The following is a 14,204-nucleotide window of genomic DNA, read 5'->3' as shown; positions in this document are numbered from 1 at the left end:
GGCCCCGACCCTATCCGGGCCGGGCTGCGAGCCGGGGTCCTCAACCCAGCTGTTTGTCCACGAAACACCACCGCCAGGTCTCACCCGGTTCGAAGCTGCGCATCACCGGGTGACGGCTGTCGTGGAAGTGCAGCGTCGCGTGCTTGCGCGGGGAGGAGTCGCAGCACGCAACGTTGCCGCACTTGAGGCACATGCGCAGGTGCACCCAGGTCGTGCCTTCCGCGATGCACGCGGCGCAGACGTCGGGGGAGCTCGGGTCCACGTCGCGCCACTGGTGCGCCAGGTGCTTGCAGGAGCGCGCCGTGACGGCCGGCGTGCTCAGCTCGCGTTCGACGACTGGTGCTTCTTCTTCGACGCGGTCGAGCAGCGACTCCTCGATGTCGAGCCGGGCGAGCACGCGGCGCAGCACGGTGTCGTCGGCGGTGCCGTTGTCGCGCGCCAGCAGGAACTGCTCGCGGTCGACCTCCAGCAGCTGCAGGCGCAGCCGGCGGTAGGCGTCGCTCGGGGTCTCGGCGAGCGCGCTCTGTCGGCCGAGCTGTTCCCACGCCGAATCGGCGCGGTACTGGAGGCGGTCGCGCAGCCGTTCGATGATGTCCGGCGGGTCGTCCGGGGTGCTGATCTCCTCGAGCTTCGCGAGCGCGGCGCGCGTCATGTCGTTGACCACAGCGGCTTCCTGCAACGCGTCCTCGGCCGGGTCGGGCCGCGGCAGGCGCAGGCGCCGGATCAGCGTCGGCAGCGTCATGCCCTGCACCACGAGCGTGCCGGCCACGACCACGAACGCGGCCAGCACCAGCACGGCGCGCTGGGGGGTGTCGGCGGGAAGCACGAACGCCGCCGCGAGCGTGACGACGCCGCGCATGCCGGCCCACGCGATCACCGCGGAGTAGCGCCAGGGCCAGATCTTCGGCTTCTTGACGAAGCGGGCGGTGAGGCGCTTCTGCACGCCGATGCCGACCAGCCACAGCACGCGCGTGAGGATCACCGTGCCGAGCACGGCGGTGCAGATGCCGACGAGCTCCCACACCGACAGGCCCGTCTTGGAGACCTCGATGAGGATCCCGCGCAGCTGCAGGCCGATCAGCAGGAAGACCATGTTCTCCAGCAGGAACTGCACCGTCTGCCAGTTGAGCCGCGACGCGAGCCGCGTGGAGCCAGAGAGAATGCGCGGCGACTCGTGGCCGAGCATGAGGCCGCAGACGACCACCGCGAGCACGCCGGAGCCGTGCGCGACCTCGGCCAACAGGTAGGCGACGAACGGCACGGCGAATGAGAGCGCCGTGTCCGTGACCGGTTCCTCCAGGCGCTTGCGCAGCTGCGTCGCGACCAGGCCGACCAGCAGGCCGGCCACGATCCCGCCGAACGCCGCGAGCAGGAAGTCGAGACCGGCCTGCCACAGGCTGATCGACCCGGCGATGGCTGCGATCGCGGTGCGCAGGGTGACCAGCGCGGCCGCGTCGTTGAACAGGCTTTCGCCCTCCAGCAGCCGCACGAGCTTGCGCGGCATGCCGACCCGGCGCGCGACCATGCTCGCGGCCACCGCGTCGGGCGGCGCGACCACCGCCCCGAGCGCGATCCCCGCGGCGAGCGGCAGCCCCGGCACCACGGCCCAGGCGACCATGCCGACGCCGAACGCGGTGAAGACGACCAGCCCCACCGACAGCACGAGGATCGGCCCGCGCAGCTTCTTGAACGCGACCAGCGATGTCTGGATCGACGCCGAGTACAGCAGTGGGGGCAGCAGCCCGATCAGCACGACCTCGGGGTCGAGCCGGTAGTCGGGCAGGCTGGGGATGAACGACGCCGCGACCCCCACCGCGACCAGACACAGGGGCGCCGACCAGTCCAGACGCCTGGCGATGACCGTGACGACGAGGACCGTCACGACCAGCGCCACCAATTCCGCCGCGATGTGCACGGGGTAATCATGACCCGCTCGCGGCCGCGGGTGCTCGCGGGACACAGAACTCGTCACCGGCGTGGTCACTAGGCTGGCCCGCGTGACGACGGTGGAGACGCGGGCCGGTGCGGTGCGTGGCGAAGTGCGCGCCGGGGTCGGGTATTTCCTGGGCGTGCCCTACGCCGAGCCGCCCGTGGGTCCGCTGCGGTTCCGGCCGCCGCGGCCGGTGGGCCGCTGGACCGGTGTCCGAGACGCGACGCGGTTCGCCGCGCGGGCCCCGCAGCCGGAGGTGACCGGGCGTGGGTTCACCGGCGAGGAGGATTGCCTCCACGTCAACATCTACGCGCCGGCCGCACCCGGGCCGTACCCGGTGCTGGTGTGGATCCACGGCGGTGGCGGGGTGATGGGCTCGCCGCACCAGTTCGACGCGTCGGCCTACGCGCGCCGCGGCGTGGTCGTGGTGACCGTCGGCTATCGCCTCGGGGTGCTGGGCATGCTGCGGCTGCCCGGCGTGTCCGAGGGCAATCTTTCACTGCACGACCAGGTGCTCGCGCTGGAGTGGGTGCGCGACAACGTGGCCGCGTTCGGTGGCGACGTGGACCGGATCACGCTCGCCGGGCAGTCGAACGGCGGGCGCACGGTCGGCACGCTGCTGGCCGTGCCGCGGACACGGGGGCTCTTCCACCGAGCGATCGTGCAGAGCGGCACGGGGGTCGGCTCGGTCGTGCACACGCCGGCCGAGGGCGAGACCGTGGCGGCGGCGCTGCTGGCCGACCTCGGCGTGTCCGCGGCCGAGCTCGCCACGCTGCCGGTGACGCGGATCCTCGAGGCGCAGCAACGGGTGGCGGCCGCTTCGGGGAAGCTCGTGACCTACCGCGTGATCGTGGACGGCGATCTGCTGCCCCGGTACCCGGGTGAGGCCGTGGCCGACGGGGCCGCGCGCGACGTGAGGGTCCTCACCGGCACGACGGCCGACGAGCAGGACCTGTTTTCCTGGCTGCAGACCGGCCGCGCCAAGCTGCTCGGCACCGGCTCGACGATGCTCGACGACGAGACGATCGCCAAGGGCGTCGTCGCCTACCGCGAGCTGCTGCCCACCTGGCCCGAGGACCAGCTGCGCAACCGCGTGCGGACGGCAGGGGACTGGTGGCTGCCCGCCATCCGGCTGGCCGAGGCACAGCACGCCGCCGGCGGCACCGCGTGGATGTACCGCCTGGACTGGCGGATCGCGCCGCGCGGCAAGGGGCTCGGCGCCGTGCACGGGCTCGACCTGCCGCTGATGTTCGACGACATCAGCAACAAGAACTGGCGCTTCCTGTTCGCGCCGGCGAAACCGGATCCGGCTCGGCTGCAGGCGATGGCGACCCGGATGTTCGACGTGTGGGTCCGGTTCGTGGCGACGGGCGACCCGGGCTGGGCGCCGTACGAGCCCGGCGCGCGGATCACGCGGCTGTTCGACGACGTGAGCACCACCGTGTCCGATCCGGACGCCGAGCAGCGCCGGCTGTGGGATTCCCTGTGAGCGCTGGTCAGAGCGCGTCGACGTAGAACCACTGGCCGGCTTCGCGGACGAAGCGGCTGTTCTCGTGCAGCGTGTCGTCGTGGCCGCGGAAGCGGTAGTGCGCGCGGAACTCGACGGTGCCCTCGTTCTGCAGCAGCCCGCCGCCCGTGCCGCCGAGGATGTCGAGGCCGGTCCACTCCTGGCCGTCGTCGAGGCGCAGCCGCTTCGGGCGGGTGTCCGGGTGCCAGGTCGCCAGCAGGTACGCGTGATCGGCGACGGCGAACGCGCTGTAGCGCGAGCGCATGAGCAGTTCGGCGGTGGGCGCGGTTTGGCGGCCGTCGTGAAAGCGGCCGCAGCACTCGGCGTAGGGCTGGGGCAGGCCGCAGGGACAGCGTGGGTCAGCCTCGGGCACGCTTGACCCCGGCCTGGGCGGATTCCTGCGCGCCCTTCACCGCCAGCCGGTCGGCGCGCTCGTTCTCGGGCAGGCCCGCGTGGCCCTTCACCCACAACCACTCGACTTCGTGGCGCTCGCCGGCGGCGTCGAGGCGCCGCCACAGGTCGGCGTTCTTCACGGGCTGCTTCGCCGCGGTCTGCCAACCGTTCTTCTTCCACCGCGGCATCCACTGCATCACGCCGTTGCGGACGTAGGTGCTGTCGGTGTAAATGCGCACGATCGAGGGCCGCGTGAGGCTTTCCAGCGCGCGGATCGGCGCCATCAGCTCCATCCGGTTGTTGGTGGTCACGGTGTCCTCGCCGCCGTAGAGCTCACGCTCGTGGCGGCCGTAGCGCAGGAAGGCGCCCCAGCCGCCCGGGCCGGGGTTGCCGCTGCACGCACCGTCGGTGTAGATCTCCACGGCCTCTTCGCTCACGCAGCGACCCTACCGAGCGCGTCAGGAGAAGTGGCGGAGGCTCGGCCAGAGTGCCGACCACGCGGCCGTGGTCCCGGTGCACAGGGCGACCGGAGTGTCCTGCTCGTCGTTGTCGATCCCGGCGTCCTGCACGGCGACCTCGTGGCAGCCGGTGAACGCCCGGGCGGGGCGGTCGAACGAGCCGACGAGCACCACGGCCCCGTCCAGCCGATCGGGCGGCGGGCCCCAGTCGGCGTACGCCAGGTGGCCCGAGTACGGCGCGGGCAAGTCGTGGGCGGGGCCGTAGTGCTCGATCGCCCCGGCTTCGCCGTAGTTGCTGGTGAAGACGACGGCGTCGGCCTTTTCGGGAATTTGCCGCCAGACGGAGGCGACGGTCGTGACGAACCCCGGCCAGCCGACTTGCTCGCCCTGCTCCTTGTTCAGCGCGAGCACCGGGCCGAGGGCTTGCGCCGGCACGATCGGCAGCCCGATGGCGAGGGAGACCCCCGCGCCGAGCGCCGCGGCGACCAGCCACCACCGCCGCGCCCGGCGGCGCGCGAACCACTCCAGCGCGGGTTGCACGCCGGCCGCCGTGAGCAGCATCAGCAGCGGCAGCGAGTAGTACGGCTTGCCGCCGAGCGCGAGCAGAACGACGCAGAGGATCGGGTACGCGAGCGAGAGCGATCGCAGCCGCGGCGTCTTCCACAGCCGCACGATCCCGGCGATCCAGACGGGAACCAGCGCGGGGGAGAGGTACGCGATCTGCAGCGGGACGAACATCAGGCGGTTCTCGGCGCCGTCGTTTTCGCTGATGCCGCCGGCGAACGTGACCATGGGCCAGCCGTTGCGGGCCTCCCAGACGAGGACGGGCGCGACCGCAGCGAGGGCGATGGCGGCGCCGGCCGCGAGCCACCACGTGCGGAACACCTTGCGGGGCCCCGTGACGGACACGCTGACGGCCAGCGCGACGAGCAGCAGGGGCACGAGCCACTTGTTGAGCAGCCCGACGCCGGTCACCGCGCCGATCGCGAGCCACCAGCGGCCCTCGCCGCTCTTGAGCAGCTTGACGGTGAACAGCCCCAGCGCCGACCAGACGAGCATGTCGATCGTGGTGGTGGACAGCATGTGCGAGACGACGAGGACGTAGCCGGACAGCGCCGTGACCACGGCGGTGATCACCTGGCCCGCGTACCCGGCCCCGAATTCCCGCGCGACCAACGCCAGGACGACCACGGTCGCCACCCCGGCGAGCGTCGCGACCACTCGCAGCCCGGGCGGGGTGTCCCCGAACAGGCTCGTCGCGAGCCTCGCCAACGCCGGCGTCAACGGCGCCTGGTCCACGTACCCCCACGCGAGCCTGTTCCCGGCGGCCACGTAGTAGAACTCGTCGCGGTGGAACCCGTACCCGCCGGACAACACCGTGAGCACGGCCGCCTGCACCAGCACCACGATCCCGACCCCACCCGCCGCGAACGGCGCCCTGGTCTTCGGCGCTGTCTCCGAAGCGGTTTCCCCCATGGCTCCCCCTCACCCGGAAGGCGGATCGTAACGCTGCCCCGAGATCGACAGGGCCCCCGTTTCCGACCCGAGACCCTGCGAGCCGGGTCAGCGCGACGACACGTCCCGGATCGCCTGGACCACGGCGTCCGGCCGGAGCCAGGCGAGGCCCGAGTGCCCCGCATCGTCCAGGCGGCGGACCTCGGCTCGGGGGAGGGCAGCGGCCAGATCGGTGTACAGCCGGTGCTTGGCCTGGGTGGACTCGGCCAGCGAGGCGCGCGCTTCGGGCGGCACCAGCTCCTCGGTGAACCGGTCGATCCCCATGGCGGACACGAAGATCAGCGGCACGTCGGGATCAGGCCCGGCGTCGCGAACCTCGCCGAACAGCCGCGGCAGGTTCATCGGCTCGCGCAGGGACTGCCGGTAGCGCTCGCGGCGGAACCCCTGATCCAGCAGCGGTTCGCGGATCTCGGCCGGCCAGCCGGCGAGCGCCCGGCCGAACGTGGCCCGGTAGGCGGCCCGCATCGCGTCCAGCTGCTCCGGCGCGAACAGGTCGTTGGTGCTCGAGTTCCGCAGCAGCTGCGCCTTCGCCTCCGGCAGGTAGCCGACGATGTCCTCGTGGGTCGGGTCGAGCAGGACCAGACCCACGACCTCACTGGGGAACCGCTTCGCGTACAGCCGCGCGTAGAGCCCGCCGAGCGAATGCCCGGCCAGCACGTAGGGGCCGGGCACAGCCGCGGTGCGCAACAGCTCGCGCAGGTCGTCGGTCACCTGCGTACCGCTGCGGGGGAGGTCCACCCCTTCGCTCCAGCCCGTGCCGAGCCGGTCGTAGAACACGCTCGTGGTGAACTGGGCGACGAGGTTGTGCACAGTCCAGTAGTAGAGGCCGAACATGCCGCCACCGGCCAGGAACACCACGGGCGGCCCACCGGTGCCGGACCGGTGCAGCAGCATCGCCCCGGGCGCGCTCCCGGTGTCGTCCGCCCTGCCCTGTGCTCCTGTCGCCGTCGCCACCCACCCGAAGATATCGGCGCCCGCATGGTGGGACGCGGAACAACGCCCGCGGCGAGGCGTTGTTCCCGGCACGGGTCGACGGAAGGGGCAGGCATGACGGCGAGCACCAGGGACTTCACCCAAGCCTGGCAGGACTGGAAGCTCCAGCGTGAGAAGGAGCTGGCCGATCCCTACGGCTGGCTGGCGCTCGTGTCCCTCGACTGGCTGGAGGACGAGCCGCGGAGCTACGGCAACCTGCCCGGCAAGTGGTGGCAGGACGAGAAAGCCGCGTACGTCGACCCTGACGGTGCCGACCTCGCGCACGAGGGCGAGAAGATCACCGGCGTCAAGCGGATCGAGCTGGTGAACAGCGGCGCCGGGACGCGGGTGACGGCCGGGGCCGTCGAGGTGGAGATCGCGAGGCGGTCGGGGTACCTGATTCGCGTGCACGATCCCGAGGCGCCGGTGCTGAAGAAGTTCCGGGGTGTGCCGGCGTACGAGCCCGACGAGACATGGGCCGTCACGGGGCGGTTCGAGGCGTTCGAGGAGCCGAGGCCGGTCACGGTGGGCGCGGTGGTCGAGGGGCTGTCGCACGTGTACACCGCGCCCGGCAAGGTCAGGTTCACCCACGAAGGCACCGAGTACACGCTCACCGCGTTCAACGGGCGCGAAGGCGGCTTCACGATCCTGTTCACCGACGCCACCAGCGGCGTTACCACCTACGCAGCCAACCGGTCGCTCGCCGTCGACAAGCCGGACGAGAACGGCCGCGTCACGGTGGACTTCACGAGGGCCCGCAACCTGCCCTGCGCGTTCACCGACTTCGCGACGTGCCCGCTGCCGCCCGAGGGCAACCGGCTCCCGTTCGCCGTGGAGGCGGGGGAGAAGCTGCCCTACGAGCGGCAGTAGGCCTCACTCGCCGCAGAACTGGGGGCGACGCTTGGCGCGGAAGGCGGCCAGGCCTTCGGCGAAGTCCTTGGTGGCGAACAACGACGACTGACCGGTTCGCTCCAGCTCGAACGCGCCGTCGAGCTGGGCCAGTGACGACGCGGCCAGCGCCCGCTTCGTCTGCGCGAAGGAAGCCGTGGGGCCCTCGGCGAGCTGCCGGGTGAGGCGGGCGACCTCCGCGTCGAAGCCGGCGTCCGGCACGACGTGGGAGATCATGCCCCAGCCCAGGGCCTGCGCGGCCGGGATGCGCTCGGCCAGCATCGCCATCCGCGCCGCCCGGGCGCGGCCGATGGCGGCGGGCACCAGAGCGGTGGAGCCGCCGTCGGGCATCAGGCCGACGTTGGCGAACGCCAGCAGGAAATACGCCGACTCCCGCGCCACGCACAGGTCCGCGGCCAGCGCGAACGAGCAGCCCACGCCCACGGCCGGGCCGTTCACGGCGGCCACCACCGGCTTCGGGATGTCTCGGAACAGCCGGGTGAGCCGGTTGGCGGCGTCGATCGTGCCGGTGTCCGGGTCGGCCTCGATGTCGCTGCCGGCAAGGTCGGCGCCGGCGCAGAAGGCGCGCCCGGCACCCGTCAGCACGACCACCCGCACACTCGCGTCCGCCAGCGCCTCCTCCACGGCGTCGCCCGCGCGCACGAGCATCGCGGTGGTCACCGCGTTGAGCCGGTCGGGCCGGTCGAACTCGATGCGCAGCGCGGCACCGTCCTGCTCGATCTTCACTGGCACATCAACTGGCGCGGGCAAGAAAGGCCCCTTTCAGGCAATTCCGGCGTGGTGGGTGACGTACGCCCGGGCGCGCGTCGGGTCGTAGGTGCGGGGGATCTGCAGCTCTCCGCCTTCAGCGAACCTTCCGCGTGCGTGGCGAGCACGGCCTGGTAGCCACCGTAGTCGCGGACGGTGAGGTCGGCGATCAGGTTCAGCAACCGCAGCCGGGGCTCGGCCGGCACGGCGGCCGCGTAGTACTTCTCCAGCACGGCGCAGATCTCCGGGTTCGCCCAGTCCTCACTGCCGGGGCCGGTGGTGAGCAGCCCGCCGGCGAGGTCCATGAGCTTCGCCGCCGCGTCGTGGAAGCCGTGCGCGAAGGTGTACTTCGCCGTGTTCACCGCGACGGGGCCGGGCTGCTGGATGCCGTCCTGCCCGGGCCGCGACCGCAGCGAGGCCAGCTCCGCGAGCCCCCGCACGGTCTCGGCGTACGCCATGAGCTGCGTGATCTTGTCCTTCACGTGCCCGGCGCGCGATGCCGTTGTACTCCGCGATCAGCGACGCCGAACCCACCAGCAGATCGAGCGGCGGCAGCTTGTAGTTGATCGCGGTGAACCGGTGGTAGTCCACGAACGCGATCGCCAGCGGCCCCGCCAGCTCGGGGCGCCGGTTCAGGACCACGCGTTCCTTCGGCACGCGCACGTCGTCGAACACCGTGAGGCTCTCGAGCATCTTGTGCTTCGACGACAACGGGAACTCGAACTCCTTGCGCTCGCCGGCGAGGTAGGGCGACACGTAGATGTTCAGGCCCGGCGTGTCCACCGGGATCGCGAACGACACCGCGTAGTCCGCGTCGTCGGGTCCCATCGCGCGCGTCGGCAGCACGATCAGCTCGTCGGCGTTGGCCGAGTACGACGTGTGGCACTTCGCGCCGCGCACGGTGATCGAGTCGGCGTCCTCGTCGACGATCCGCAGGTACAGGTCCGGGTCGCCCTGCTGGTGCCGCGCGAGCGAACGGTCGCAATTCACGTCCGTCTGTGCCACGGCCAGCGCCAGGTCGTCGCGGCACACGCGTTCGTGGAAGGCCTTCGCGCGCGCCAGCTCCGCACCTTCGAGCGTGCGCAGCAGCGCGAACATCGCGTCGCTGCCCACTTCCTTGAGCGTGATGATCCCGCCGCCCAGCCGGGAGACGGTCTCGACCAGCTCACCGCGTGCCCGCAGCTGTTCGGCCGAACGCGGCACCCGGTAGAACGCCGAGTACCCGTCGGCCACGGCCAGCTCGGGGTGCGACTGCGCGATGTCGAAGCAGTGCGCGGAGTGGTCCCCCGCGAGCGTCAGCTCCGGGTGGTCGCCCACGCTCGCCACCCGCTGCCCGCGGTAGAACACGCGACGGTCGTCGCGCAGCCCGTCCCGGTACTCCTTCGCCGTGCGCAAACCCATGTGTCGTCCGCTTTCCGTGTCGGTGGGGTGGTCAGTTGCCGGTGGCGAGATCACGGCCGACGATCTCCTTCATGATCTCGGTGGTCCCGCCGTAGATCGTCTGGATGCGGGAGTCCACAAAGGCCCGGGCGACGGGGTACTCCAGCATGTAGCCGTAGCCACCGTGCAGCTGCACGCAGCGGTCGACCACGCGCTTCGGCAGCTCGCTGGCCCACCACTTCGCCTTCGCCGCGTCGACCGCGGTGAGCGTGCCGGCGTTGATCTCGTGCACGCACGCGTCGAGGTACGCGGCCGCCAGGTCGCGTTCGGTGGCGATCTCGGCGAGCACGAAGCGGGTGTTCCGGAAGTCGCCGATCGCCTTGCCGAAGGCCTTGCGGCTGAAGCAGTATTCGCGCGTTTCGGCGAACACCGCGTCGATGCTCGCGAGGCTGCCGACGGCGATCGACATGCGCTCGCGCGGCAGCCGTTCCCTCAGGTGCGCGAACCCGCGGCCCTCGGTGCCCAGCAGGTTCGCCACCGGCACGCGCACGTCCTGGAAGAACAGCTCCGCGGTGTCCTGCGCGTGCAGGCCGACCTTGTCGAGCTTGCGTCCGCGCGTGAAACCGGGGGTGCCGTCCTCGACCACGATCAGGCTGAACCCGCGCGAACCCGCCGTCGGGTCCGTACGAGCCACCACGATCACGAAATCGACGTTGATGCCGCTGGTGATGAACGTCTTCTGTCCATTGAGGACCCATTCGCCGCCGTCGCGCACGGCAGTGGTGCGCACGCCTTGCCGATCTCTGCCCGGCGCCGCCGTGCTCCTCGGCCACGGCCAGCCCGATCACGCCGTGCTTGCCGGCAGCGCGCCAGACCTCGCGGTCGATCAGGCGGTCGGTGTCCCACCGCCCGAGGTTCGGCACGACCTCGCGCGCGGCGAACTTGCGGACCGGTTCGCGGTGGGCCTCGTGGTCGGCGGTGAAGAGCTGGCGCTGCACGGTGCCCCCTGCGTGTCTGAAGTTATCCAACGATCGTTAAGCGCGCTCGCTGCTGTCAAGAGACGCGGGTCACTGCATATCTAACGATCGCTAAGTTAGCGTCGATGGCGAAAAAAGTCCCGAACCGAACGAACGTGGGCCGAACGAGGGAGTCCGGATGCTGCGCACGCGCTTCTGCGAGGTTTTCGGGGTGGCGCACCCCATCGTCCAAGGCGGCATGCAGTGGGTGGGCCGCGCGGAGCTGGTGGCCGCCGTGGCCAACGCGGGCGCGCTCGGGTTCCTCACCGCGCTCACGCAGCCGACCCCGGAGGACCTGGCCAAGGAGATCGTCCGCTGCCGGGAGCTCACGGACAAACCCTTCGGTGTGAACCTCACGATCCTGCCGTCGATCAACCCGCCGCCGTACGCCGAGTACCGCGACGTGATCACCGGTTCCGGCGTGCCTGTCGTCGAGACGGCCGGGTTCAACCCCGCCGAGCATCTGCCCGCGTTCCGTGCGGCCGGGGTGAAGGTGCTGCACAAGTGCACCAGCGTCCGCCACGCGGTGAAGGCGCAGACCCTCGGCGTGGACGGCGTTTCCGTCGACGGCTTCGAATGCGCCGGGCACCCCGGCGAGGACGACGTCCCGGGCCTGGTGCTGATCCCCGCCGCGGCCGAGCAGGTCACCATCCCGATGATCGCCTCCGGCGGGTTCGCCGACGGCCGCGGCCTCGTCGCCGCCCTCGCGCTCGGCGCCGACGGCGTCAACATGGGCACCCGGTTCCTCGCCACGGCCGAGGCGCCGGTGCACGACAACGTGAAGCAGCGCCTCGTCGAGGCGACTGAGCGCGACACGGAGCTGATCTTCCGGTCGCTGCGCAACACCGCCCGGGTGGCGTCCAACGCCACCAGTCGCGAGGTGGTCGACATCCTCGCGGGTGGCGGTGGCTTCGACGACGTGCGCGACCTGGTGGCGGGCAGCCGCGGCCGCAAGGTGTACGAGACCGGCGACGTCGACCTCGGCATCTGGTCCGCCGGTGTGGTGCAGGGACTCGTCCACGACGTGCCGACGGTGGCGGAGCTGGTCTCCCGCATCGTCGCCGAGGCACACGAGATCATCGCCGGCCGCCTGGCCGGCGTGCTGGCATGAGGAGGAAACGGATGGACATCGCGAACACGGTCGCGCTCGTGACCGGTGGGGCGTCGGGGCTGGGTCTGGCCACCGCGAAGGCGCTGCACGAGCGCGGTGCGAAGGTGGTCGTGGTCGATCTGCCCACTTCGGACGGTGGCGCGGTCGCCGCGGAGCTGGACGGCGTGTTCGCCCCGGCCGACGTGACGAGCGAGGCCGATGTGCGGGCCGCCGTCGACACCGCCGCGGCGCTGGGCGATCTGCGGGTGGTCGTCAACTGCGCGGGCATCGGGAACGCGGTGAAGACCGTCGGCAAGAAGGGCGCGTTCCCGCTGGACGCGTTCACGAAGGTGGTGTCGGTCAACCTGATCGGCACGTTCAACGTGCTCCGGCTGGCCGCCGAGCGTGTGGCGCAGACCGAACCGGTCGGCGAGGAGCGCGGGGTCATCGTGAACACCGCGTCCGTCGCGGCGTTCGACGGTCAGGTCGGGCAGGCCGCGTATTCGGCGTCGAAGGGCGGGATCGTCGGCATGACGCTGCCGATCGCGCGCGACCTGGCGAGCCTCGGGATCCGCGTGATGACCATCGCGCCCGGGTTGTTCCACACACCGCTGTTCGCGACGTTGCCCGACGAGGCCGTCGAGTCGCTCGGCGCGCAGGTGCCGCACCCGTCCCGGCTGGGCGATCCGGCGGAGTACGCGGCGCTGGCCTGCCACATCGTGGAGAACCCGATGCTCAACGGCGAGACCATCCGGCTGGACGGCGCCATCCGCATGGCCCCGCGCTGAGCCTAGACTCGGCGGGGAAGCTCCCGGACTCGATGGGTGGAACATGGTGCGTGCGCGGGAGGCGGTGGCCTCCGCTGCGGTCTCGATCGAGGCCGAGCCGGAGACCGGCTGGCGGCACTACGACGAGCTGGAGCTGACGCCCCTGCTCGCCGCTGCACTCGACGCGTTCTACGAGCACGGTTTCCACGGCACGTCGGTGCGCGACATCGTCCGCCGGGTCGGGCAGACCGTGCCCTCGCTGTACTACCACCACGACAGCAAGGAAGGCGCCTTCGCCGCGTTGCTCGACCTGGGCACCGGCGAAGCCGTCAGCCGGGTCAACGCCGCCGCGGCCGACGCGTCCGGCCCGCGTGAGCAACTGGTCAACGTCGTCGAAGCCGTGGTGCTGCACATGACGCACCGCACGCGGCTGGCCGCGCTGGACCTCGAGCTGCGGCACCTCTCGCCGGACTCGCGCAAGCGGTACGCCGCGCGCCGCAAGGAGATCGAGACCGTCCTGACCGGCATCATCGAGGACGGCGCGCGCGAGGGTGTGTTCACCGTGGCCAACCCCGAGGAGACGGTGCGGGCCGTGCTGGGCATGTGCCAGTCGATCGCGCGCTGGTACCAGCCCGGCGGCCCGCTGAAGCCCGAAGAACTCGCCGAGCGGTACGTGGACCTCGCGCTGCGCACCGTCGGCGCGCGGCCGGTGAAGCGCAAGCGCTGAGGCGCGTCACGGACGCGGCGCGGGCTCCAGGTACAGGGTGCGCCAGATGACCTCGGTCATGGAGTCGGCCAGCGCGCCGTCCTCGGACTCCGGGGTGAAGCGCAGCGTCTGGTGGCACGTGCGCTCGACCATCCACGTGAGCGCGGAAGCCGTGGCGCGCACGGGCATCGGGGTGATCGTGCCGGCGGCCTGACCGCGTTCGATGATCGCCGCGATGGCGTCGACGAGGCCCTCCATGATGCCGCGGTAGAGCTCGTCGACCTCGGAGTCGTAGGCCGCCATCTCGATCACGGCGTAGAGCACCGAACGGTGGTCGCGGTAACGGGCGATGATCTCCGTGATCGACGCCCGCAGGTCTTCGGGGTCGCGCGCGTCGGCGCTGTTCCACCAGCGTTGCGCGGCCTCGGTGAGGTCGGCGAACACGTGCTGGGCGAACAGCCGCAGCAGCTGGCCCTTGTCCTCGAAGTAGACGTAGAAGGTGGCGCGCGAGATGCCGCCCTCGGACGCCAGGCGGTCGACGCTCAGCTCGGTGAACGTGAGTCCCTCGCCCATGAGGCGCTCGGTGGCCTCCAGCAACTGGCGGCCGAGCGTCTCCCGGCGCTGCTGCTTGCGAGCAGTCTGTGGCTTGCGGGTCACCGACGGCATCCGGCCTCCTTGTCCTCGCTCTCACCCTACCGGCTCGCCGCTCGTATTGACTGGACAGAGGATCTAGACATACTGTCTTGACAACCTGTGAGCTGGGCCATACGCTTAACTTAACGAACGCTAGATAGCCCTCCCGAGGTCACGGCCG

At 71.2% G+C, this 14,204-nt stretch carries 13 protein-coding genes and 2 pseudogenes; 5 read left to right on the top strand and 10 right to left on the bottom strand.

From position 1 onward, the window contains the following. Positions 1-40: 40 nt before the first annotated feature. Positions 41-1,915: a Na+/H+ antiporter gene (locus AB0F91_RS39105; RefSeq protein WP_360606157.1), complete on the bottom strand. Its 1,875-nt coding sequence runs from the start codon at positions 1,913-1,915 to the stop codon at positions 41-43. An 82-nt stretch (positions 1,916-1,997) separates the two neighbouring features. Here AB0F91_RS39105 and AB0F91_RS39100 point away from each other — a divergent pair, with 82 nt between their 5' ends. After that, positions 1,998-3,419 carry a carboxylesterase family protein gene (locus tag AB0F91_RS39100; protein WP_360606155.1) on the top strand — a complete coding sequence of 474 codons (1,422 nt, stop codon included), beginning with the start codon at positions 1,998-2,000 and terminating at the stop codon, positions 3,417-3,419. Between the two features lie 7 nt (positions 3,420-3,426). Here the strand turns inward: AB0F91_RS39100 and AB0F91_RS39095 are convergent, their stop codons facing one another. The 4 genes from AB0F91_RS39095 to AB0F91_RS39080 form a co-directional block, all read right to left on the bottom strand. After that, on the bottom strand, positions 3,427-3,810 hold the full coding sequence (locus AB0F91_RS39095; protein WP_360606153.1) for a YchJ family metal-binding protein: 384 nt from the start codon (positions 3,808-3,810) through the stop codon (positions 3,427-3,429). After that, positions 3,797-4,267: a ribonuclease HI gene (rnhA, locus tag AB0F91_RS39090; RefSeq protein ID WP_360606151.1), complete on the bottom strand. Its 471-nt coding sequence runs from the start codon at positions 4,265-4,267 to the stop codon at positions 3,797-3,799. Before rnhA ends, AB0F91_RS39095 begins: the two co-directional genes overlap by 14 nt. A gap of 21 nt (positions 4,268-4,288) precedes the next feature. Further along, positions 4,289-5,764: a glycosyltransferase family 39 protein gene (locus AB0F91_RS39085; RefSeq protein ID WP_360606149.1), complete on the bottom strand. Its 1,476-nt coding sequence runs from the start codon at positions 5,762-5,764 to the stop codon at positions 4,289-4,291. A gap of 87 nt (positions 5,765-5,851) precedes the next feature. Next, on the bottom strand, positions 5,852-6,757 hold the full coding sequence (locus AB0F91_RS39080; RefSeq protein WP_360606147.1) for an alpha/beta hydrolase: 906 nt from the start codon (positions 6,755-6,757) through the stop codon (positions 5,852-5,854). A gap of 93 nt (positions 6,758-6,850) precedes the next feature. Here AB0F91_RS39080 and AB0F91_RS39075 point away from each other — a divergent pair, with 93 nt between their 5' ends. After that, the gene (locus AB0F91_RS39075) at positions 6,851-7,645 is read left to right on the top strand and encodes a DUF1684 domain-containing protein (RefSeq protein WP_360606145.1); all 795 of its coding nucleotides are present in this window, start codon (positions 6,851-6,853) and stop codon (positions 7,643-7,645) included. Positions 7,646-7,648: 3 nt separating this feature from the next. Here the strand turns inward: AB0F91_RS39075 and AB0F91_RS39070 are convergent, their stop codons facing one another. The 4 genes and pseudogenes from AB0F91_RS39070 to AB0F91_RS39055 form a co-directional block, all read right to left on the bottom strand. Then, entirely contained in the window at positions 7,649-8,410 is a 762-nt protein-coding gene (locus tag AB0F91_RS39070; RefSeq protein WP_360606143.1) for an enoyl-CoA hydratase-related protein, read from the bottom strand. Then, positions 8,407-8,889, bottom strand: a complete 483-nt coding sequence (locus AB0F91_RS39065; protein ID WP_360606141.1) for a 4-hydroxyphenylacetate 3-hydroxylase C-terminal domain-containing protein — start codon at positions 8,887-8,889, stop codon at positions 8,407-8,409. The genes AB0F91_RS39070 and AB0F91_RS39065 overlap by 4 nt, the downstream gene beginning before the upstream one ends. 190 nt (positions 8,890-9,079) lie before the next feature. Beyond that, a pseudogene (locus AB0F91_RS39060) lies at positions 9,080-9,832 on the bottom strand (4-hydroxyphenylacetate 3-hydroxylase N-terminal domain-containing protein); the annotation flags it as partial. A 31-nt stretch (positions 9,833-9,863) separates the two neighbouring features. After that, positions 9,864-10,809 (bottom strand): annotated as a pseudogene (locus tag AB0F91_RS39055) (acyl-CoA dehydrogenase family protein). A gap of 157 nt (positions 10,810-10,966) precedes the next feature. Between AB0F91_RS39055 and AB0F91_RS39050 the strand changes: the two are divergent. Genes AB0F91_RS39050 through AB0F91_RS39040 form a run of 3 tightly spaced genes read left to right on the top strand, consistent with a single transcriptional unit; the run spans position 10,967 to position 13,411 of the window. Beyond that, complete coding sequence (locus AB0F91_RS39050; protein WP_360606139.1) at positions 10,967-11,938, top strand: nitronate monooxygenase family protein; 972 nt, start codon at positions 10,967-10,969, stop codon at positions 11,936-11,938. Positions 11,939-11,949: 11 nt separating this feature from the next. After that, positions 11,950-12,705: a 3-hydroxyacyl-CoA dehydrogenase gene (locus AB0F91_RS39045; RefSeq protein WP_360606137.1), complete on the top strand. Its 756-nt coding sequence runs from the start codon at positions 11,950-11,952 to the stop codon at positions 12,703-12,705. 43 nt (positions 12,706-12,748) lie between these two features. Then, a complete protein-coding gene (locus tag AB0F91_RS39040; protein WP_360606135.1) occupies positions 12,749-13,411 on the top strand; it encodes a TetR/AcrR family transcriptional regulator in 663 nt (220 codons plus the stop codon). Between the two features lie 6 nt (positions 13,412-13,417). On the opposite strand, the gene AB0F91_RS39035 is transcribed toward AB0F91_RS39040, so the two are convergent. After that, the gene (locus AB0F91_RS39035) at positions 13,418-14,056 is read right to left on the bottom strand and encodes a TetR/AcrR family transcriptional regulator (protein WP_360606133.1); all 639 of its coding nucleotides are present in this window, start codon (positions 14,054-14,056) and stop codon (positions 13,418-13,420) included. Positions 14,057-14,204 lie beyond the last annotated feature (148 nt).

This window comes from Amycolatopsis sp. NPDC023774 (assembly GCF_040639695.1).
GTDB lineage: Bacteria > Actinomycetota > Actinomycetes > Mycobacteriales > Pseudonocardiaceae > Amycolatopsis.
This window is presented reverse-complemented; position numbering and strand designations above follow the sequence as displayed.

Bases quoted from the DNA above. Each gene is read 5' to 3' on its own strand.
- AB0F91_RS39050 (WP_360606139.1), top strand. From the start codon at position 10,967: ATGCTGCGCACGCGCTTCTGCGAGGTTTTCGGGGTGGCGCACCCCATC.
- AB0F91_RS39065 (WP_360606141.1), bottom strand. From the start codon at position 8,889: ATGGCGTACGCCGAGACCGTGCGGGGGCTCGCGGAGCTGGCCTCGCTG.
- AB0F91_RS39085 (WP_360606149.1), bottom strand. From the start codon at position 5,764: ATGGGGGAAACCGCTTCGGAGACAGCGCCGAAGACCAGGGCGCCGTTC.
- AB0F91_RS39045 (WP_360606137.1), top strand. From the start codon at position 11,950: ATGGACATCGCGAACACGGTCGCGCTCGTGACCGGTGGGGCGTCGGGG.
- AB0F91_RS39035 (WP_360606133.1), bottom strand. From the start codon at position 14,056: ATGCCGTCGGTGACCCGCAAGCCACAGACTGCTCGCAAGCAGCAGCGC.
- AB0F91_RS39075 (WP_360606145.1), top strand. From the start codon at position 6,851: ATGACGGCGAGCACCAGGGACTTCACCCAAGCCTGGCAGGACTGGAAG.
- AB0F91_RS39040 (WP_360606135.1), top strand. From the start codon at position 12,749: ATGGTGCGTGCGCGGGAGGCGGTGGCCTCCGCTGCGGTCTCGATCGAG.